This window comes from Clostridium sp. ETTB3 (assembly GCF_053571985.1).
The window spans coordinates 1,068,148-1,086,879 of the sequence record NZ_CP199832.1 but is presented as its reverse complement, the minus strand read 5'-3'; the positions used below and the strand labels follow the sequence as shown (position 1 = coordinate 1,086,879).

Annotated in this window: 21 protein-coding genes and 1 other RNA gene; 3 read left to right on the top strand and 19 right to left on the bottom strand. The window is 26.2% G+C overall.

What is annotated here, in order from left to right; genetic code table 11:
• Positions 1 to 47: 47 nt before the first annotated feature.
• The gene (gene glsA / locus ACUN06_RS05370; protein ID WP_291731198.1) at positions 48 to 968 is read right to left on the bottom strand and encodes a glutaminase A; all 921 of its coding nucleotides are present in this window, start codon (positions 966 to 968) and stop codon (positions 48 to 50) included.
• A gap of 207 nt (positions 969 to 1,175) precedes the next feature.
• Here glsA and ACUN06_RS05365 point away from each other — a divergent pair, with 207 nt between their 5' ends.
• Positions 1,176 to 2,405 carry an aminopeptidase gene (locus tag ACUN06_RS05365; RefSeq protein ID WP_291731200.1) on the top strand — a complete coding sequence of 410 codons (1,230 nt, stop codon included), beginning with the start codon at positions 1,176 to 1,178 and terminating at the stop codon, positions 2,403 to 2,405.
• Between the two features lie 172 nt (positions 2,406 to 2,577).
• On the opposite strand, the gene ACUN06_RS05360 is transcribed toward ACUN06_RS05365, so the two are convergent.
• The 5 genes from ACUN06_RS05360 to ACUN06_RS05340 all read right to left on the bottom strand — a co-directional run bounded on the left by ACUN06_RS05360 (position 2,578) and on the right by ACUN06_RS05340 (position 7,443).
• A complete protein-coding gene (locus tag ACUN06_RS05360; RefSeq protein WP_449390174.1) occupies positions 2,578 to 2,754 on the bottom strand; it encodes a small, acid-soluble spore protein, alpha/beta type in 177 nt (58 codons plus the stop codon).
• Between the two features lie 145 nt (positions 2,755 to 2,899).
• Positions 2,900 to 4,099, bottom strand: a complete 1,200-nt coding sequence (locus ACUN06_RS05355) for an NADP-dependent isocitrate dehydrogenase (protein WP_449390173.1) — start codon at positions 4,097 to 4,099, stop codon at positions 2,900 to 2,902.
• A gap of 329 nt (positions 4,100 to 4,428) precedes the next feature.
• Positions 4,429 to 4,704 (bottom strand): hypothetical protein, encoded by a 276-nt coding sequence (locus ACUN06_RS05350; protein WP_291731210.1) that lies wholly within the window; start codon positions 4,702 to 4,704, stop codon positions 4,429 to 4,431.
• Between the two features lie 186 nt (positions 4,705 to 4,890).
• A complete protein-coding gene (locus tag ACUN06_RS05345; RefSeq protein WP_294396910.1) occupies positions 4,891 to 6,345 on the bottom strand; it encodes an amino acid permease in 1,455 nt (484 codons plus the stop codon).
• Between the two features lie 78 nt (positions 6,346 to 6,423).
• Positions 6,424 to 7,443, bottom strand: coding sequence for a pyruvate kinase (locus tag ACUN06_RS05340; protein WP_294396907.1), 1,020 nt, complete (start codon positions 7,441 to 7,443; stop codon positions 6,424 to 6,426).
• A gap of 196 nt (positions 7,444 to 7,639) precedes the next feature.
• On the opposite strand from ACUN06_RS05340, the gene ACUN06_RS05335 reads away from it, so the two are divergent.
• Entirely contained in the window at positions 7,640 to 8,134 is a 495-nt protein-coding gene (locus tag ACUN06_RS05335) for a DUF4883 family protein (protein WP_291731217.1), read from the top strand.
• Positions 8,135 to 8,189: 55 nt separating this feature from the next.
• Here ACUN06_RS05335 and folK read toward each other — a convergent pair whose 3' ends face one another.
• From folK to ACUN06_RS05300, 7 genes are read right to left on the bottom strand one after another with little or no spacing between them, the layout of a single operon-like run.
• The gene (gene folK, locus ACUN06_RS05330; protein WP_291731219.1) at positions 8,190 to 8,996 is read right to left on the bottom strand and encodes a 2-amino-4-hydroxy-6-hydroxymethyldihydropteridine diphosphokinase; all 807 of its coding nucleotides are present in this window, start codon (positions 8,994 to 8,996) and stop codon (positions 8,190 to 8,192) included.
• An 8-nt stretch (positions 8,997 to 9,004) separates the two neighbouring features.
• Positions 9,005 to 9,814: a dihydropteroate synthase gene (folP, locus tag ACUN06_RS05325; protein WP_449390172.1), complete on the bottom strand. Its 810-nt coding sequence runs from the start codon at positions 9,812 to 9,814 to the stop codon at positions 9,005 to 9,007.
• Between the two features lie 13 nt (positions 9,815 to 9,827).
• Positions 9,828 to 10,301, bottom strand: coding sequence for an HD domain-containing protein (locus ACUN06_RS05320; RefSeq protein WP_331891121.1), 474 nt, complete (start codon positions 10,299 to 10,301; stop codon positions 9,828 to 9,830).
• A 21-nt stretch (positions 10,302 to 10,322) separates the two neighbouring features.
• A complete protein-coding gene (folE, locus tag ACUN06_RS05315; RefSeq protein ID WP_374111353.1) occupies positions 10,323 to 10,874 on the bottom strand; it encodes a GTP cyclohydrolase I FolE in 552 nt (183 codons plus the stop codon).
• Between the two features lie 3 nt (positions 10,875 to 10,877).
• The gene (locus ACUN06_RS05310; RefSeq protein WP_291731226.1) at positions 10,878 to 11,624 is read right to left on the bottom strand and encodes an aminotransferase class IV; all 747 of its coding nucleotides are present in this window, start codon (positions 11,622 to 11,624) and stop codon (positions 10,878 to 10,880) included.
• A gap of 12 nt (positions 11,625 to 11,636) precedes the next feature.
• The gene (pabB, locus tag ACUN06_RS05305; RefSeq protein ID WP_294366945.1) at positions 11,637 to 12,977 is read right to left on the bottom strand and encodes an aminodeoxychorismate synthase component I; all 1,341 of its coding nucleotides are present in this window, start codon (positions 12,975 to 12,977) and stop codon (positions 11,637 to 11,639) included.
• A 32-nt stretch (positions 12,978 to 13,009) separates the two neighbouring features.
• Positions 13,010 to 13,594, bottom strand: coding sequence for an anthranilate synthase component II (locus tag ACUN06_RS05300; RefSeq protein ID WP_291731230.1), 585 nt, complete (start codon positions 13,592 to 13,594; stop codon positions 13,010 to 13,012).
• Between the two features lie 186 nt (positions 13,595 to 13,780).
• Here ACUN06_RS05300 and ACUN06_RS05295 point away from each other — a divergent pair, with 186 nt between their 5' ends.
• Positions 13,781 to 14,614, top strand: coding sequence for a PHP domain-containing protein (locus ACUN06_RS05295; RefSeq protein WP_449390171.1), 834 nt, complete (start codon positions 13,781 to 13,783; stop codon positions 14,612 to 14,614).
• Positions 14,615 to 14,690: 76 nt separating this feature from the next.
• Here ACUN06_RS05295 and ACUN06_RS05290 read toward each other — a convergent pair whose 3' ends face one another.
• From ACUN06_RS05290 to ACUN06_RS05265, 6 genes are all read right to left on the bottom strand, one after another.
• Positions 14,691 to 16,079: an aminopeptidase gene (locus ACUN06_RS05290; protein ID WP_294366938.1), complete on the bottom strand. Its 1,389-nt coding sequence runs from the start codon at positions 16,077 to 16,079 to the stop codon at positions 14,691 to 14,693.
• A 15-nt stretch (positions 16,080 to 16,094) separates the two neighbouring features.
• Positions 16,095 to 17,009: an HPr(Ser) kinase/phosphatase gene (gene hprK / locus ACUN06_RS05285; protein WP_291731236.1), complete on the bottom strand. Its 915-nt coding sequence runs from the start codon at positions 17,007 to 17,009 to the stop codon at positions 16,095 to 16,097.
• Positions 17,010 to 17,022: 13 nt separating this feature from the next.
• Positions 17,023 to 17,217 carry a DUF896 domain-containing protein gene (locus ACUN06_RS05280; protein ID WP_291731238.1) on the bottom strand — a complete coding sequence of 65 codons (195 nt, stop codon included), beginning with the start codon at positions 17,215 to 17,217 and terminating at the stop codon, positions 17,023 to 17,025.
• 542 nt (positions 17,218 to 17,759) lie between these two features.
• Positions 17,760 to 17,940, bottom strand: a non-coding RNA gene (ssrS, locus tag ACUN06_RS05275) — 6S RNA.
• A gap of 61 nt (positions 17,941 to 18,001) precedes the next feature.
• Complete coding sequence (locus ACUN06_RS05270) at positions 18,002 to 18,403, bottom strand: hypothetical protein (protein ID WP_291731240.1); 402 nt, start codon at positions 18,401 to 18,403, stop codon at positions 18,002 to 18,004.
• 20 nt (positions 18,404 to 18,423) lie between these two features.
• Positions 18,424 to 18,696: a DUF1292 domain-containing protein gene (locus ACUN06_RS05265; protein WP_291731242.1), complete on the bottom strand. Its 273-nt coding sequence runs from the start codon at positions 18,694 to 18,696 to the stop codon at positions 18,424 to 18,426.
• Positions 18,697 to 18,732 lie beyond the last annotated feature (36 nt).

Genomic DNA, 18,732 nt, shown 5'->3' with positions numbered 1-18,732 from the left:
TTTTTTTAAAATTTTAACTATTATTTAGTAATTATATCATATTTATATTAAAATATACTAAGTTCTAATTCTTCTGATAAGTCTTTTAATATATGTACTCCACCACTACTATTTCCTTTAGAATCTAATGCTGGTCCATATATTCCTATTCCAAATCTTCTAGGTACAGTTGCAATTATTCCTCCACCTACTCCTGACTTTGCTGGAACTCCAACATGTACTGCAAATTCTCCTGATGCATCATACATTCCACAAGTAACCATTATAGTTTTTACTATTCTACAAACTTCTCTTGAAATTAAAACTTCATCATTCCACGGTGCAATACCATCATTAGCTATTACTGCTGAAAATCTTGCTAAATCTTTTGCAGTTGCTTCTATAGAACATTGTTTAAAATAAATATCTAATACTTCTTCAACATCTCCTTCTAATATATTAGAACTTTTCATAAAATAAGCTAATGATCTATTTCTATCTCCAGTTGCTTTTTCACTTATATATATTTCTTCATTTATTCCTATATTAGGATTATTTGTTGCTCTTCTTAAGAAATTTAATATTCTTTGAATCTTATGTTCTTGATTTTCTCCAAATATAAGTGAAGTTGTTACTATTGCTCCTGCATTTATCATAGGATTATATGGTCTATCTTGATTTCTAACTTCTAAATTTACTATACTATTAAATCCCATCCCTGTAGGTTCAACATTTACCTTTTTAAATACATTTTCTCTTCCATTGTCATTAAGAGCTATTATTAAACTAACAACCTTTGAAATACTTTGTATTGTAAATTTAACATCACTTTCTCCAGCCCAATACTCTTCATTATTTTTTATATCATATACACAAAGTCCTAAATCATCTTTATTGGCCTTTAATAATGCTGGTATATATGATGCAACCTTTCCTTCATCTGTATATTTTTTATTTTTTTCTACTAAATTAACTAATAAGTTCTTCATTTGCTATATCCTCTACTTTTGCTTTTTTCTTAATAATTATAGTTATATTTTTTAACTCTTACAAGTCATTACAAAATTTTAATTTTCCAATAATATTATATTATAAAATATTATTTTATTACTTTTTTATATAAAAATTATATAGTTTACCTTATAATGTTATAATATAATTATAATTTATACTTTTTATTTTTAGGAGGGCTATATATGAATAAAAGTTTTTTAATAAAATATGCTTCGTTGGCAGTAAATATTGGGGTTAATATTCAAAAGGATAATATACTTGTTATTTCTTCACCAATTGAAACTGCTGAATTTGCAAGATTAATAACAGAAGAAGCTTATAAATCTGGTGCAAAAGATGTTATTGTACATTATGGAGACCAAAAATTAACTAAAATAAAATTAGAAAACAGCTCCTTAGAAACTATATCTAACATTCCAGAATGGCAAGCTGAAAGTTATAATTATTATGCTAGACAAGAAGCTTGCTTCATTTCAATTTCTGCAAGTGATCCTGATGGTTTAAAAGGTGTTCCTGTTGAAAAAATAGGTGCATCACAAAAAGCTAGAACTTCAGCTTTAAAAGAATATTTTGATAATTCAATGTCTAATAAATGTCGTTGGTGTGTATTATCTGTACCAACTTTATCTTGGGCTAAAAAGGTCTTTCCTAAGGTAAGTGATGATGAAGCAATGGAATCTTTATGGGATGTTATATTTAAAACAGTAAGAGTTGATACTGAAAATCCAGTAAATGCTTGGGAGAAACATAATGCTTATTTAGAAGAAAAAATTAAATTTATGAATAACAATAACTTTAAAAGCGTTCATTTAAAATCTGCTAATGGAACTGATTTAAATATTGAACTTCCAGAAGGTCATATTTGGGCTGGAGGTTCTGAAAGAGATGTTAATGGAATACCATTTAATGCAAATATGCCTACTGAAGAAGTATTTACTCTTCCAAAAAAAACAGGTGTTAATGGTATAGTTTATTCTTCTAAACCTTTAAGCTATGGTGGAAATTTAATAGATAACTTCTCAATTACTTTTAAGGATGGTAAGGCTATAGACTTTACAGCTGAAACTGGATATGATGTACTAAAGCAAATGCTTGAAAGTGATGAAGGTGCTAAATATCTAGGAGAAGTAGCTTTTGTTCCATATAACTCACCTATTTCTAATTCAAAATTAATATTCTTTAATACATTATTTGATGAAAATGCTGCGTGTCACTTAGCATTTGGTAGAGCTTATGAATCATGTGTAAAAGATGCTGATAAATATTCTGAAGAAGAATTAGAAAAAATAGGTGTTAATAATTCAATTATTCATGTTGACTTTATGATTGGAACTAGTGATCTTGAAGTAACTGGAATTAATGAAAATGGTGAAACTATTCAAATATTCTCTAATGGGAATTGGGCATTTTAAAAATAACTTAATATATATATTTTTATAGTAAGTCTATAATTTTCATTTAATTCATAATTTTTATTAAGTTTATAATTTAATATATTAACAAAGGGAGTGCTTATTGCTAAACACTCCCTTTTACTATTCATTATGTATTTTAAATTATGGTTACTAAAATGTAATTTATATTTCATTGTCCTATTTTTTGAGCACTATTGGATCTTGGTTGATCTTTACCTAATTTTCTTGATTCATTAGAATATCCAACCTCATTAGCCGTCTCTATTTTCATTTTATACAATTCTGACTTTGTCTTTTCTCCAGCTTTTTTATTATCTTTAGAGTTTTTATTATTTTTATGAGACATTTTTCAAACCTCCCTTTCACTTTTACACTTATTTTATGCTTTACATAATAAATTATGCCTTTGAATACCATCCAATATATAGGTGCATATCTAATATTAACAAAATATCGAAATTACTTCTAGATATGCACCTATTTTTTGTAATTTATTGTAACCTATTTCGTATTTCTTTAATAAATTCAAGTGTATTAACAGTTTTAACTTCTTTTAAATTAGTAAGCATTGCTAAATCTTTAGTCATTACTCCATCTTCAATTGTTTGTAGTGAAGCCTTCTCTAACTTATCTGCAAAAGTAACTAATTCACTGTTTCCATCTAATTCTCCTCTTTTTCTTAATGCACCTGTCCATGCAAAAATAGTTGCCATAGAATTAGTTGAAGTTTCCTCACCTTTTAAGTATTTATAATAATGTCTTTGAACAGTTCCATGAGCAGCTTCATATTCATAATATCCCTCTGGAGAAACTAAAACTGATGTCATCATTGCAAGTGATCCAAAAGCAGTTGCTACCATATCACTCATAACATCTCCATCATAATTTTTACAAGCCCAAATAAATCCGCCACTAGATTTTATAACTCTTGCAACAGCATCATCTATTAATGTATAAAAATATTCTATATTTTCTTTTTCAAATTTATTTTTATATTCTTTTTCAAAAATTTCATTAAAAATATCCTTAAATGTATGATCATATTTTTTTGAAATAGTATCCTTTGCAGAAAACCATAAATCTTGTTTTGTATCTAATGCAAAATTAAAGCAACTTCTAGCAAAACTTGAAATAGACTTATTAGTATTATACATTCCCATTATTACTCCATGCCCTTCAAAATTATGAATTGTTTCTCTAATTTCTTTACCATCTTGTCCAGTAAAAACTAATTCAGCTTTTCCCTTGCCCTCAATTTTCATTTCAACATTTTTATAAATATCTCCATAAGCATGTCTAGCTATTGTTATTGGTTTTTCCCAATTATTCACACCTCTTTTAATTGAATTTACTATAATAGGTGCTCTAAATACTGTTCCATCTAAAATAGATCTAATTGTTCCATTAGGACTTTTCCACATTTCCTTTAAATTGTATTCTTTTATTCTTGCTGCATTTGGAGTTATTGTTGCACATTTAACCCCTACCCCATATTTTTTTATTGCTTTAGCAGCTTCAATAGTTACTTTATCATTAGTTTTATCTCTATTTTCTATCCCTAAATCATAATACTTTGTTTTTAAATCAATAAATGGATTTAATAATTCCTCCTTAATCATATTCCAAATAATTCTTGTCATTTCATCTCCATCCATTTCAACTAATGGATTTATCATCTTTATTTTCTCCATACTTTAGCCCCCATCTTATTCAAACTTTATATTTAACACTAATATTATACCATATTTTACTATTTTTACAACTAAGAAATGATATCTTCATTTATAATTCCTGCACTTTTAATTGCTTTATTACTATTTAATTAAAATTTTCTATTTTTTTTGAATTTTAAATATTTATTCTTGCATTTTTAAAATTTTAATATAAATTTTAGGTTTTAATATATATTTAATGCTAAGTAAAGTTTATTATAAAAACCACTTTATAAAATAAAATGCACCCTATAAGATATAAACTATAAAAGCTTATCCTATAGGGTACCTTTATTAAATAAAGTGGCTTATTTATCTACTTCTTTATAATCAACATCAATTACTTGACCATTAGTACTATCATCTATATTACCTTCTTCAAAACCATTTGAATTTTTATCATAATAATTATAAGATTCTCCATGATTTTTTCTACGATTAACAGAAATTTTCCACTTAAATACTATGTATGATAATATTCCAATTGCAATTACAAAAGGTAACATAAATATAAAAAATTTTATTATAGCTATGAATATAACTATACCTAATATTGTCCATAATATTGACTTAAAATTATTCATCTAACTCAGCCTCATTTACACACTAATTTATAATCTCTTTTTTCATTATACTATTAAAATTAAAATTTTGCAATATAAGTTATTAAATATTTTCTTAAAAGGTTATTAATACTTTATATATCATTTTAAAATATGTTTTAATAATAGTTAGAAGATGAAATTAATATTTTTATAAACTATTTTAAATTAAGCTGCTTTCTTTTTATTTGTTCTGTTAATATTATTAGTTTTCTTTGCTATAATTGGTAATATAAATCCTAATCCTATTAATATAAATGGTGTTACTACATTTAAGCTTACTTGGAACCACCATTGTCCACTAAATGCTTCTATATTATTTGGGAACATACCCATTATACATGCAAATGCAGTAAATACAAAACACCATATACCAATTATCATAGCAAATTTATCATTTTTAACAAACTTATATTCTGATTTATATTTATCAGCAGCTTTCTTAAGTCCTATAAATGCTAAGAATACCCAAAGATATCTCATTGGCATAACTACAGAATTTAATTGAAGAAGCCAATCAAATAATGAATTCATATCTCCAATACCTAATGCTGGTACTATTATTAATATTCCAACTAAAACAGCCGTCATAATATATCCATTTATAGGTGCACCATATTTATTTGTTTTTGTTAATGCTTTTGGAATAAAGTTTTTATCTCCATCAGCTAATAAAACTTTTAATGGGGCATCTATAGAAAATACTAATGCTGAAATTTGAGCTAATAAATTAGCTAATGCATATATAACAATAAATAATTTGCCTACTCCATAATATTCACCTAGTATTTGAAACGCATAATATTGACCATTCATTTTTAAATCTGATGGAATATTATTTGCATCAAACATCATAGACATTGCTATTGAGCCAAGTAATGCTGAAATAGCTACCATAGTAGCTAAAGCTATCATCCCTTTTGGAAAATCTTTGCTTGGTTTTTTCATATTATTAACATACGGAGAAATTTTTTCTGATCCTCCAACTGCAAATATTAACATTGATAATGTTGTAAAATATGAAAAATTAAAATTAGGAACTAATTTTTTAATACTAAAGTCAACTGTAGCAGGTTGTATACCTCTTATAGCAGGTGCTGCAAGCATTAATACAACATATAATAATGACATAACAAATACAGATGTTCCTGCAATGGTTCCTATTACTTTTAAAGAAGTAATACCCCTTGATGCTATCCATAAAAATAATAAAAATACAGCTAAAGTTAATAACTGAGCTGTCATTGGATTCATATCTTTTATAAAGTTACCATCTTGCTTTACTGTCCATCCTAATGCTATTAAAGCTGCTTGTGGCTTTTGAGCTAAATATGGTATATGAACGACCCAATAAGTCCATCCAGCAAAATAAGCTAATGTTGTTCCAAATGTTCCTCTTATCCAAGAACTTACTCCACCTTTACTCTCTTTAAAAACTGATCCTAATTCTCCAACCATTAATGCATAAGGTACAAAATATAATCCTATTATTAGTATCCATGAAACAATAACAGTCAATCCTTGATTTGCAAAGTTATTTACAATATTTCCAAATCCCCATACCGATACAAATGCCATCATAGCTAAATTGTACCAAAGTAAATTTTTCTTTTGATTCTCCATTTCCTTTCCTCCTTAATATGTTCATTACGTTTACTATAATACCTACTAATAAAAAATTTGTCTATTACTTATATGGTATTATTTCTTGTATAAATTAATTAATATTTTTAACATTTCTACACTTTTAACAGGATAGTTACCTATTGATGTTTCACTTGCTAGTAAAAACCCTGTAACACCTAAATTAACAAATGTATAAATACTTTCTAATTCATTTATATTAGGAATAATTCCTTTCCTCATGTTGTCTAAAATATGAGTTGCAATAATAACCTCCTTTTCTTTTTCATATTTTTTTACTTTTAATAATAAATCAAATTCTTTATCTACAGAATTTATTAAGCCACATTCAGGTATTAAATCTCCTCTTGCAATTATTATTCCATCACTATACCTTATTATTTCTTTAAAATTATCTACTCCTAAATTAGTTTCTATTTTTGATAATAATTTTATACTTTTTAAATCTCCGTTAATTTCACATATATATTTTCTTATATGATCAATATCTCTTTTATTTTCTACAAATGATTGACTTATAATTTTTATATTATTTTCTATAGCCCACTTTAAACTTTTTTTATCTTTTTTAGTAAGTTCTTTATTTTCAAAATATATTCCTGGTATATTACATCCCTTACCACCTCTTATAATACCATCATTTATAACCCTAACCTTCAAAAACCCATTATTTTGATCAATAACTTTAAAATTCATTGTTCCATCTTTCATTGATATTTTTTCAATATTATTGTTTGATATAATTTCAGAACTTATATTTAATGGTATTAATTTCGTCTTTTTATTATTTTCATCAAAAATAAAATAACCATCATATCCGCAAAAATATACTATTTCATTTTCATATATTTTAAATACATTTTTCAAACTTTCATCTACTCTTACTTTCTTTCCTTGCAAATCTGCCATTATATCCATATCTTTATCTATACTTCTAATTATAGATATCATATTATTAAATTGATTTTCATAAAAATGTGAAAAATTTAATCTAAAAATATCAACTCCTACATCAATTAATTGTTTTATAACTTCTTTATTAGTTGTCTTTGGCCCTAATGTTGCAATTATCTTCATAAATTATCATACCTAAATTATTGCTTATAAATTATATTATTACTAAAACTTATACATTATTCCCTTTTTAGTTACCCCTCATAAACTTTAATTATCTATTTCAATCCTATCATTTCATATTTTCAATTTACATATACTGTTCTAAAAATATTGTTTTTAGAATAATTATTTATATAGTTATTTTTAGGAGGATAAAATGAAAAACATTAAATTTCTAATTGTATTATTTTTTGTAACATTATTATCTGGTTGTGTTTTTAATGAACCTAAGTACATAAATTTAAAAAGTAAACCCAACCTATATTATTATTCAAATGAAGTTTATGAAAAACTAAAATCAAATCAAGATTATTCACTTAAGGTTTTTGATGTAAACTATTATGAATATCATGATGTTTCTAAAGAAGACTTAGATATTTTGCCTTCATTTTTAAAATCTTTAAATTCTAATAACTATGTAATTTCTTTAAATTTAGATGATTTAAAAGTAAAATATAAATTAATAATTGAATTTAGTGATAAAAGTAATGATAAATATGTAATAAATATTTTTGATAAAAATACTGTTACATTGTTTCCTTGGGATGGTAACCTTCAAGAAGATATGATTAATATGGATAACATCCCTGCTCGTGATAACTTATATTCTTTTTGTATATATATAATTAATAAAGATAATTCTTCTAATTAAACATAAAAAACTGCTGAAAACACATTTTTAAATGTATTTCCAACAGTTTTCTTTTTTAACAATCAACAAGTTCAAATATTCTTTTATTTTTTAAAGGATGCAATGCATATTGTGCAATTTCATTTAGTGGTTTTAATACAAAATCTCTTAAATGCATTAATGGATGTGGAATAATAACAAATTCATCATTACTTATGATATCATCAAATAATATTATATCCAAATCAATCACTCTTGGTCCCCACTTAATTTCTCTAACCCTTCCAAGTTCGCTTTCTATTCTTAATAACTCACTCATAAGTTCTTTTGGAGTTAAATAAGTTTCAAGTTTTAATGCTCCATTTAAAAACTCATCTTGATTTTCATTTCCCCAAGGTTCAGTTTTTATAAAAGAAGAAATTTTAGAAACTTTAATTCCTTCAGTTTCATTAATTTTTTTAATTGCATTATTTAAGTTTTCTTCCTTATTTCCAATATTACTTCCTATTGCTATATATGCAACATGCCTTTTCTTATTAATTTCAACTGCAGCATAATCTAAATGTCTTCCTATAGGTGCCCATGGTTTCTTTAATAAAACCTTAACTCCATTAACCATTGAATAATTATCTAAAATAAAGTTAGCTACCTTATTTACAACACTTTCAATTAAATCTAAACTTTCTTCTTGGAAAACTTCAATTACCTTATGGCATAACTCGCCATAATGAACTGATTTAGTTAAATCACAAGTTTTTGCTGTTTCCTTTATATCTAAAGATAATTCTAAAGATAAAATAAATTTTTGTCCTAGATTTTTTTCTTCTTTGAAAACTCCATGATTTGCAAAAATTTCAATATCCTTTAAATATATTTTATCCATATTACTCCCTACTTTGCTTTAATTATTGTATCTGTCATTACAGCTGCTCTTTTATTTTCTAATACATCATGAACTCTTATAAAATTCATACCTTTCATTATACCAATAACTGTAGTAGCTACAGTTCCTTCAACTCTTTCGTTTACTGGTAAATTTAAAGTTAGTCCTATCATAGATTTTCTAGATGTTCCTAATAATACTGGATATCCCATATCCTTTATTTCATTACAGTTATTCATAACAATTAAGTTTTCTTCATAAGTTTTAGCAAAACCTATTCCTGGATCTAATATTATATTTTCTTTTTTTACTCCAGCACTTAATGCAATATCAATACTTTCTTGTAAATCTGCTTTTACATCTTGCATTAAATTTTCATATGGTTTATTTTCCCTATTATGCATTAATATTATAGGCACTTTATATTTGGCTGCAACATCTGCAATTTTTTTATCATATTTTGCACCCCAAACATCATTTATTATATCTGCCCCAGCTTTAACTGCTGCTTCTGCTGTCTTGCTTTTATAAGTATCAATTGAAATAATAACATCTAATTCACTTTTTATTGCTTCAATTATAGTAACTACTCTTTTTATCTCCTCTTCTTCTGGAACATATTCTGCACCTAGCCTTGTGGATTCTCCACCAATATCAATTATATCAGCTCCATCCTCTATTAATTTCCTTGCTTGTACTAACGCTGCTTCAAATTCATTAAATTTTCCACCATCAGAAAATGAATCTGGCGTTACATTAAGTATTCCCATAATATATGTTCTATGCCTTAAATTAAACTCTTTATCTCCGATTCTCAATTCCCTATCCTCCTTAATATTTTATCGTAAAGTTTTTCTTTTCTTTACTCCAATAACATTCCTTTTCCGCTTCACAATTAAAACATTGTCTTGACAATTTATCTGCTTTATAAATAATTTCTTCTATCTTATTATCACTTTCACTTCTATGATTTTCTATACCATTAAGTATAATTTCAATTTCTTCTTCATTAAAAGTTGTTTCTTTTAATATTTCCTTACTCATTTCTACACTTGCTAAATCATGATTTATACCCTCTTCATATTGTTTTACTCTTCCTATATCATGCAGTAATCCAATTGCATAAATTACTTCTTTAGAAACATTTATATTTTCCTCTAAAACCAATATGTATGCTATTCTAGCAACATCTATAAAGTGTTCTATTGTATGATTACAAAATTTTCTGTCCTCTTCATATTTTTTTAAATTTTCTAAGGATTCCTTATATAAATTATTATTAATTATCTTATTTATATTTTCCATAATAATATTCCTTAAAATTCTTTATTTAATAAAATGCCTTACTTCTTTTCTAAGCTCTATATTTTCTCTAAATACACCTCTATATGTAGTTGTTACAGTCTTAGTTCCAGGCTTTTTAATACCTCTCATAGTCATACAAGTATGTTCTGCTTCAATTACAACCATAGCACCTTCTGCATCTAAATATTCCATTATTGCATCTGCTATTTCTGTAGTAAGTTTTTCTTGTAATTGTGGTTTTTTTGCATAAACTTCAACAGTTCTTGCTAATTTAGATAATCCTGCAACTTTTCCTTTTGGTATATATGCAATATGTGCCTTACCAAAGAAAGGTACTAAGTGATGTTCACACATAGAAAAGAAAGTTATATCCTTTTCTAAAACTAAATCATTATTTTCTACAGTAAATGTCTTAGATAATACATCTTTAGCATCTTTCCCAATTCCTTCGAATATTTCCATATACATACGTGCTATTCTATCTGGTGTTTCAATTAAGCCTTCTCTGTTAACATCTTCTCCAATACCTTGTAGTATTAGCTTTACACCTTCCATTATCATTTCTTTATTCATAATTTACTTCCCTCCATTTATTGCTTCATCATATTGCTTTTTAATTTCTTCAATTATTTTACTCTTAAAAATCTTATTTTCAATTTCAGTACACTTTATAACCCCAACTAATGAATTAGTAAAAAATACTTCATCACTATTTAATATGTCATCTTTTGTTAAGTTTTTTTCAATAACATTGAAATTTTCTATTATCCAGTCTCTTATTATGCCAGGTAATAGTCCACATTCAATTTTAGGTGTATATATTTGTTTATCTTTAATCATAAAAATATTAGTAGTACACCCTTCACAGACAAAACCTTTTTCATTTACAAAAATAGCTTCATTAAATCCATTTCTTTGACATAATTCATATTCTATAATATTTTCTAAATAATTTAAAGTTTTAAAATTTACTATTCTTGAAGTAGAATTTCTTAAAACCTTTGAAAAATATGCTTTAAATCCATTTTCATAATGATCTTTAGTATATTTTAAATTTCTTATATTAAATATTAAGTTCTCCTCTGTTACTGCTATTTTAAAAGATTTATTTACTATTTTATTTTTAATTATAAAACTACGTACTTCTTCAATTTCAATTTTTTCTCCAATATTTAGAGCTTCAATTGCATTATTTAACCTTTTAACATGTTCCTCTAAAAAAACTGGCTTTTTATTAACTAATATTGTTTCAAATACACCTTTTCCAAAAAATAATCCATTATCAATTTTAATTTCATCATTTTCATACATTACTTTTCTCATATAAAAATTCCCTTATAATACTCTCATTAATGCTTTTGCTTTATCTAAAGTTTCATTATATTCATCTTCTTCTATAGAATCATATGTTATTCCACCACCAACACCAAAATAAGCCTTATTATCCTTTTTGATTATAGTTCTTATAACTATATTAAAATCGCAATTACCATTAAAATCAAAGTAACCAATTGAACCTGTATAAAGGTTTCTCTTTAACCCTTCAAGTTCTTCTATTACTTCCATTGCTCTTATTTTAGGTGTTCCTGTAATTGATCCCCCTGGAAAACATTCCTTTATACACTTTACAGAAGAAGATTCATTTTTCAATTCTCCTTCTACTGTTGACACAAGATGAAACACAGTTGCATACTCTTCAAGCTTAAAGTTTTCTGTTACCTTAACTGTATGTGGTTTACAAACCTTACTAAAATCATTTCTTTCTAAATCAACTACCATAAGAAGTTCAGCCTTATCTTTTTCACTATTAATAAGCTCTAATTTATTTTTTTCATCTTCTTCTAAAGATGCCCCCCTAGGTCTTGTCCCCTTGATTGGTCTTGTATGAGCCTTATTATCTTTTACTTGAATAAATCTTTCAGGAGATGAACTTATTATTTGAAAATCTTCAAAGTTTAAAAATGCAGAAAATGGTGCTTTATTTATACTCCTAAGTTTTTCATATATAGAAAATGACTCTTTATTATTTTCACACCAAAATCTTTGTGTCATGTTAGCAATATATACATCACCTGTTTCTATATAATTTTTTAATTTAGATACAGCTTTTTTATATTCTTCTTTTTTAAAATTAGAATAAAACTTATTAGTACTTTTTTCTGCTACTTCCCTATCATTTAACTTATTTCCATTATGTATTATGTTTAAAAGTTCTTTAACTCTTTCATCATCACCATCAATGTCAGTTATATATTTTTTATTATTTTCTAAATCAAATATAATTATATTTTTATAAAAAATAAATCTTATATCTGGAATACTAAAATCTTCTTTTGATGTATCCGGTAATTCTTCAAGCATTCTTCCTGCATCATATGAAATATATCCAATTGCCCCTGATAAAAATGGAATATCACTATTTAAATTATATTTATATTTATTTATTAAATCTTCTAAGCTGTTAAATGGGTCGCCTTTAACTTCTCTTCCATCAATATATGATTTTGATTGCATAGTTTCAAAAATCATAAATTCATTTATCCCAATAAATGAATATTTAGATAAGTTCTTATCTTCTTTTGAACTATCAAGTAATATGGAATTTTTTTGATTTTTAAATAAATTATAAACTTCAAATGCATTTAATTCACTATGAAATTCTTTTATTTTTAACATATTTACCCTCCACATCTTTCATTAATTTAAAATTATTTGTTTCTCTTTTTCTTTGTTATATTTATGAAGTTTTTTAATATTGAATGTCCCGCTTCTGTCATTTCTGCTTCTGGATGAAATTGTACACCATGAATTTCATATTCCTTATGCTTTATCCCCATTATTACCTCATCTTGTGTTTCACTTGTAATTTCTAAACAACTTGGCAAATTATCTTTATCTACTATTAAAGAATGATATCTAGTAACACGTATTGGATTTTTTACATTTTCAAATAACCCTTCTTCATTATGATTTATATAAAACATCTTTCCATGAACAGGCTCTTTTCCTTTTCTTACATTTGCATTAAAATATTGTCCTATACATTGATGCCCTAAGCATATCCCTAATATAGGTAATTCACCTTTGAAATTATCTATTATTTCCATGCTTATTCCAGCTTCTTTTGGCGACTTAGGGCCTGGTGAAATAACTATTCCATCAATATTCATTTCTTTTATTTCTTTAATTGTAATTTTATCATTTCTAACAACTTTAATTTCTTCACCTAATTCCTCAAAATACCTAACTAGGTTATATACAAATGAATCATAATTATCAATCATTAATAACATAACTTTCTCCTATTGTTTTAATTTAACTTGGTTGTTAATAATTCTTACTTTTATAAAAATTAATAATAGTAATAATTACTATTTCTCAATTCTTTCTTTACTTAATTATTGCATTATTAATGAATAAATTATATCATAGCTTTATATACTAAAAAAACATTTATTTGAAAGGAGTATTAAAATATTATGATTATATGCGATTTACATACACATTCTACTGCATCTGATGGAAAATATAGTCCCAGTGAAGTTGTAAGAAAAGCTTATGAAAGAGGAGTAAAATACTTAGCCTTAACTGACCATGATACTTTATCAGGAATTGAGGAAGCTAAAACTGAAGCCAAAAAATTAGATATAAATTTTATTCCTGGTATTGAATTATCTACTACATATAAAGGTGAAACAGTTCATATATTAGGTTATTTCAAGAGTGATTATTATAAAAATCCAAAACTTAATGATTTCTTAGAAGACTTAAAAACCAAAAGAATTGAACGTGCTCATGAAATTGTTAGAAGATTAAAAGAATTTAATAATATTGAAATAAATGTTAATGACGTTTTAAAAAATGGAAAAGATACAATTGCTAGACCTCATATAGCTAAAGCAATAATAGATGCTGGGTATTCTTATACAAAAGAATACATATTTGATAACTTTATTGGTGATAACTGCCCTGCTTATGTACCAGCAAATAAATTATCTTCTGAAGAAGGAATTGAATTATTAAGACAATATAATGCTATGGTTGTATTAGCTCATCCTGTATTATTAAAAAAGCTTAATGTTTTAGATGTACTTCATTTAGATTTTGATGGAATTGAAGGTATTTATGGTCTTAATACTCCTGAAGATACTGAAAAATTCTTAAGAATAGTTGATAATAAAAATATTATTACATCTTGTGGTTCTGATTCTCATGGATATGAATGTGATGATACTAAACATGGAATTTTAGGTTCTCAATCTATGTCAGAAGAAAGACTAAATAAATTTTTAAATAAACTTAATGAAATTTAAACAAAAGGGGATGTCGCATTAAGAATAAATACTACAATATATTGTGTATAAAAGTTTTAGTGCGACAGCCCCTTTATTATTCTTCTATTAAGAAAGCCTTATATCCATTTTTTGTTTCGAAAATATCAACTTTACTTGATACTTCCCATGGTGCATGCATATTTTGTAATGCAACACCACAATCTATAACTTCCATGTTGTATTGTGCTAAAATATAAGCGATAGTGCCACCGCCTCCTTGATCTACTTTACCAAGTTCTGCAGTTTGATATGATACATTATTTTTTTCCATGATTTTTCTTAGCCATGCTATAAATTCCGGATTTGCATCATTGCATCCACTTTTACCTCTTGCTCCAGTATATTTACTAAATACTAACCCTTTAGCAAAATAAGCTGTATTCTTCTTTTCACAAGCTGATGGATAATTTGGATCATATGCAGCTGTAACATCCGCTGATAACATTAATGAGTTTTGTAAAGCTCTCTTAAGCTTTAATTCACTATATTGCCCCATTCTATCCATTACTTCAGCTAAAGAATTTTCAAAAAATCTTGAATGCATTCCTGTAGCCCCAATGCTACCTACCTCTTCTTTATCTACTAATAAGATTACAGAAGTTTTTTCTACATTTTCAACTTCTAATAAAGCCATTAATGATGTATAAGCGCAAATTCTATCATCTTGCCCATATCCCATTACCATACTCTTATCTAAGCCTAAATCTCTAGCTTTTCCTGCTGGTACAATTTCAAATTCAGCTGAAATAAAATCATCTTCTTCAAAATCATATTTTTCTTTTAAAAGTGCTAAAATATTTTCTTTAACAGCATCCTTTTCTTTTCCCTCTAATGGAATATTTCCAACTAAAACATTTAAATCTTCACCTGCTATTACTTCATTTGCTTTTTTTTGAAGTTGTTCTCCTGATAAATGAATTAAAAGATCTGAAATTCCTAATACAGGATCATTATCATCTTCTCCAATAACAATATTTATCTTTGTACCATCCTTTTTTACTACTATTCCATGTAATGCTAAAGGCAGTGTAACCCATTGATATTTTTTTACTCCACCATAATAGTGTGTATCCATTAAAGCTAAATTTCCATCTTCATATAATGGATTTTGCTTTAAATCTATTCTTGGAGAATCTACATGTGAACCTATAATTCTCATTCCATTTTCTATATTATCATTTCCAATTAGGTATAAAACTAAAGCTTTATCTTTATTATTAAGATATACTTTATCTCCAGCTTTTAATACCTCATTATTTTTTATAACATCATTTAAATTTTTATATCCCTTTTGTTCAGCAAGTCTAATTGCTTCATGTATACATTCTCTTTCAGTCTTTCCTACTGATAAATAATTTTTGTAACCCTCACAAAAATCAAATATTTGTTTTTTCTCTAATTGATTATACTTTAACCATGCATTATTTTTTTCTTCCCTACTCATTTATAATAGCCCTCCTTATTCTTCATCATTAATTTCACACATTCTTTGTTCTATAATATCAACTGGAGTAACATCAGACATTAATGAGTGCCTATAATTACCTGCTGCTGCTTCAATTATAACTGCAATATTTCTTCCTGGTCTTACTGGTACCCTTAACCTTCTAACCTTTACTCCTAGTATATCTTGTGTTTCTTTATCTATTCCTAATCTATCATAATCACCATCATCTTTCCAATGCTCAAAATGCATTAAAAGATTTATATCTTTTGATGGTAAAATAGAGCTTAACCCATATAATGAAGAAATGTCAATTATTCCAATTCCTCTTACTTCTAGCATTCCTATTGTGATTTTAGGTGATGTTCCTATTAAGCTACCATCTATTTCTTTTATATCAACAGCATCATCCGAAACAAGCCTATGCCCTCTTTTAATAAGTTCAAGTGCAGTTTCACTTTTTCCTATTCCACTTTCACCAGTAATTAATATACCTATACCATATACATCTACTAAAACTCCATGTAATCTAGTTTCTGGAGCTAATTTACCTGCTAAATACATTGTTAACTTGCTAATAAACTTTGTCGTAACAACATTAGTTCTTAAAAGCCAAGTTTTTGTTTTTTTAGCTGCTTTTAAAAATTCACTATGAGGCTCTAAACCTCTAGTCATAATTACACATTTTGAATTAAAACTAAAGTATTTATTAATTCTTTTTCTCATTAATTCAATTCCCATATCATCTAAAAAGCTCCATTCAGCTTTTCCAATGACTTGTATTCTTTCAGGAGCAAAATAATTATAAAAACCAGCTAACTGTAAACCAGGTCTATTTATATCGTTAACAGATATTTTTACATCCTTTTCACCCTCAACTAAAACTTCTAAATTAAAATCTGAAATTAACTTTTCTACAGTAACTGACAATATTAATCACCCTCTATTTTTTCTTGTTTTTAGGTTCAATTGTTTCTAAATGAGCTCTAAGACTTGCCTTATACCCATCAATGTATCTTCTTCTTAAAACTTTTTGTTCTTCTTTTTCAGATTCTGTTAAACCTTCTTCTTTACTTTTCTTATATAGTTCATTTATTCTTTTTATTACATCATCCATCTTTGCTTTTGTATAATCCATTTTTATCTTCCTTTCTTTTATTGTAGATATTTTATCATATTACTAATATTTATTTTACATTTATTTCTTTTTAATATCAACTCAAAGATTTAATATTTAAAATTTTATAAAATTTCGTCAAATTAAATATTTTTAACACATTTTAGTATTAACTTTTTTACACTTAATACTTTCTCTTATTTTTAAAAACCTTTTATATATTTTTATAATTATAAAACAATTTACCATTTTACTATTTATAATATAATAACCCATATAACGTTAATTGGCTATAGAGATGTGTTTCTTATAAATAGAAAAAGTCTAAAAAAGAAAATTTTACTGCAGAAAATCATGTTAAACTTCCTTTTAAAATTTTTATATCTAACTAATTTTTTTATTGTGTACATATATCAAAATTTAGATAAGCATGTTTGGAGATATCAACATCTTATTTATAAAAGTTATAATAAAAAAGCTAAAAGAAAATATACTATTGAGAAATCAACAGCTGCATAACATAAAAAAACACCTCATTATACAATGAGGTGTTTATTTTAAAACTATCTCCCAACATGCCGGTGGCTTAAATATTCACACCTGCAGCTCGCAGGTGGGTTCTGCTCAACTTGCTTCAGCCATCTTCTGATACAAAATGAAGCTCGACATCCACAAATGTGTTGCAAATCCCGTAAATATAATGTAGGTTGAACATCATAAGCTAAACGTACATCTCAGGATTCCATAATTTAATTATATCAAACTTTACTTAAATTGCAACGTTAATATTTGCTAATTTATTTTACTATTTAGCTATATATTCTCTTACAACATCTTCTATTACAACATTGCTATCTTCTTCTGTAAATAACGCCATAACTTGAACATAATCACTTGTTTTTTCTGTCATTTGGAATGCCATCATTTCGCCTTCTACATCAAGTGTTTCTATAACTTGTTCTATTACCTCTAAAACCTCATCATTTGCAAAATCATAAAGATAAGGGAAATAGTATTCGTTGTACCACGCATTACTAAATTCTTCTTCATTACTTTCACTATTTGCATATGCTTTTGCTGCATCTTGTAAATCTTTATCAAAGTCAAAATAAAAGTTTACTAAAACATATTTTTCTTCATTTTTTAATACTTCAACATCTGATAAATCATTTTCCTTTAAGATATTAATAATTTCTAATTCTTGCATGGCTTTTCTCCTCATTATAATTAGTATAATAATTTGCTATACTCTTTCTTTACAGCTATGAACTCTTTATCATCTTCAACTAAATTTAATTCTTGTTTACCATCTACTTCATCAATTCTAAATACATAAACATTTTCACTATCTTTATCTTCAACTGGTGCTAAAAGTAAATATTCCTTTTCCTTTAAAAATATTCTTGCAACAGCTTCAAATTGAACTTTATTTCCTTCTTCATCTAAAAATGTCATTATTTGAACTTCTTCATTTTCATTGTTTTTTATATCTTCACTCATTGCTTTTTCTCCTTTAACATACACTATGTTTTTAAC

What these genes read in the sequence shown, in the direction of transcription:
- ACUN06_RS05310 (WP_291731226.1), bottom strand. Translation starts at nt 11,624, where the DNA reads ATGAGAAAAGTAATGTATGAAAATGATGAAATTAAAATTGATAATGGA.
- ACUN06_RS05360 (WP_449390174.1), bottom strand. Translation starts at nt 2,754, where the DNA reads ATGTCTCATAAAAATAATAAAAACTCTAAAGATAATAAAAAAGCTGGA.
- glsA (WP_291731198.1), bottom strand. Translation starts at nt 968, where the DNA reads ATGAAGAACTTATTAGTTAATTTAGTAGAAAAAAATAAAAAATATACA.
- ACUN06_RS05365 (WP_291731200.1), top strand. Translation starts at nt 1,176, where the DNA reads ATGAATAAAAGTTTTTTAATAAAATATGCTTCGTTGGCAGTAAATATT.
- folK (WP_291731219.1), bottom strand. Translation starts at nt 8,996, where the DNA reads ATGGATAAAATATATTTAAAGGATATTGAAATTTTTGCAAATCATGGA.
- ACUN06_RS05345 (WP_294396910.1), bottom strand. Translation starts at nt 6,345, where the DNA reads ATGGAGAATCAAAAGAAAAATTTACTTTGGTACAATTTAGCTATGATG.
- ACUN06_RS05265 (WP_291731242.1), bottom strand. Translation starts at nt 18,696, where the DNA reads ATGAGTGAAGATATAAAAAACAATGAAAATGAAGAAGTTCAAATAATG.
- ACUN06_RS05280 (WP_291731238.1), bottom strand. Translation starts at nt 17,217, where the DNA reads ATGGATTATACAAAAGCAAAGATGGATGATGTAATAAAAAGAATAAAT.
- ACUN06_RS05270 (WP_291731240.1), bottom strand. Translation starts at nt 18,403, where the DNA reads ATGCAAGAATTAGAAATTATTAATATCTTAAAGGAAAATGATTTATCA.
- ACUN06_RS05340 (WP_294396907.1), bottom strand. Translation starts at nt 7,443, where the DNA reads ATGAAGATAATTGCAACATTAGGGCCAAAGACAACTAATAAAGAAGTT.
- ACUN06_RS05290 (WP_294366938.1), bottom strand. Translation starts at nt 16,079, where the DNA reads ATGAGTAGGGAAGAAAAAAATAATGCATGGTTAAAGTATAATCAATTA.
- ACUN06_RS05355 (WP_449390173.1), bottom strand. Translation starts at nt 4,099, where the DNA reads ATGGAGAAAATAAAGATGATAAATCCATTAGTTGAAATGGATGGAGAT.
- ACUN06_RS05295 (WP_449390171.1), top strand. Translation starts at nt 13,781, where the DNA reads ATGATTATATGCGATTTACATACACATTCTACTGCATCTGATGGAAAA.
- ACUN06_RS05320 (WP_331891121.1), bottom strand. Translation starts at nt 10,301, where the DNA reads ATGGAAAATATAAATAAGATAATTAATAATAATTTATATAAGGAATCC.
- ACUN06_RS05335 (WP_291731217.1), top strand. Translation starts at nt 7,640, where the DNA reads ATGAAAAACATTAAATTTCTAATTGTATTATTTTTTGTAACATTATTA.
- pabB (WP_294366945.1), bottom strand. Translation starts at nt 12,977, where the DNA reads ATGTTAAAAATAAAAGAATTTCATAGTGAATTAAATGCATTTGAAGTT.
- ACUN06_RS05350 (WP_291731210.1), bottom strand. Translation starts at nt 4,704, where the DNA reads ATGAATAATTTTAAGTCAATATTATGGACAATATTAGGTATAGTTATA.
- ACUN06_RS05300 (WP_291731230.1), bottom strand. Translation starts at nt 13,594, where the DNA reads ATGTTATTAATGATTGATAATTATGATTCATTTGTATATAACCTAGTT.
- folE (WP_374111353.1), bottom strand. Translation starts at nt 10,874, where the DNA reads ATGAATAAAGAAATGATAATGGAAGGTGTAAAGCTAATACTACAAGGT.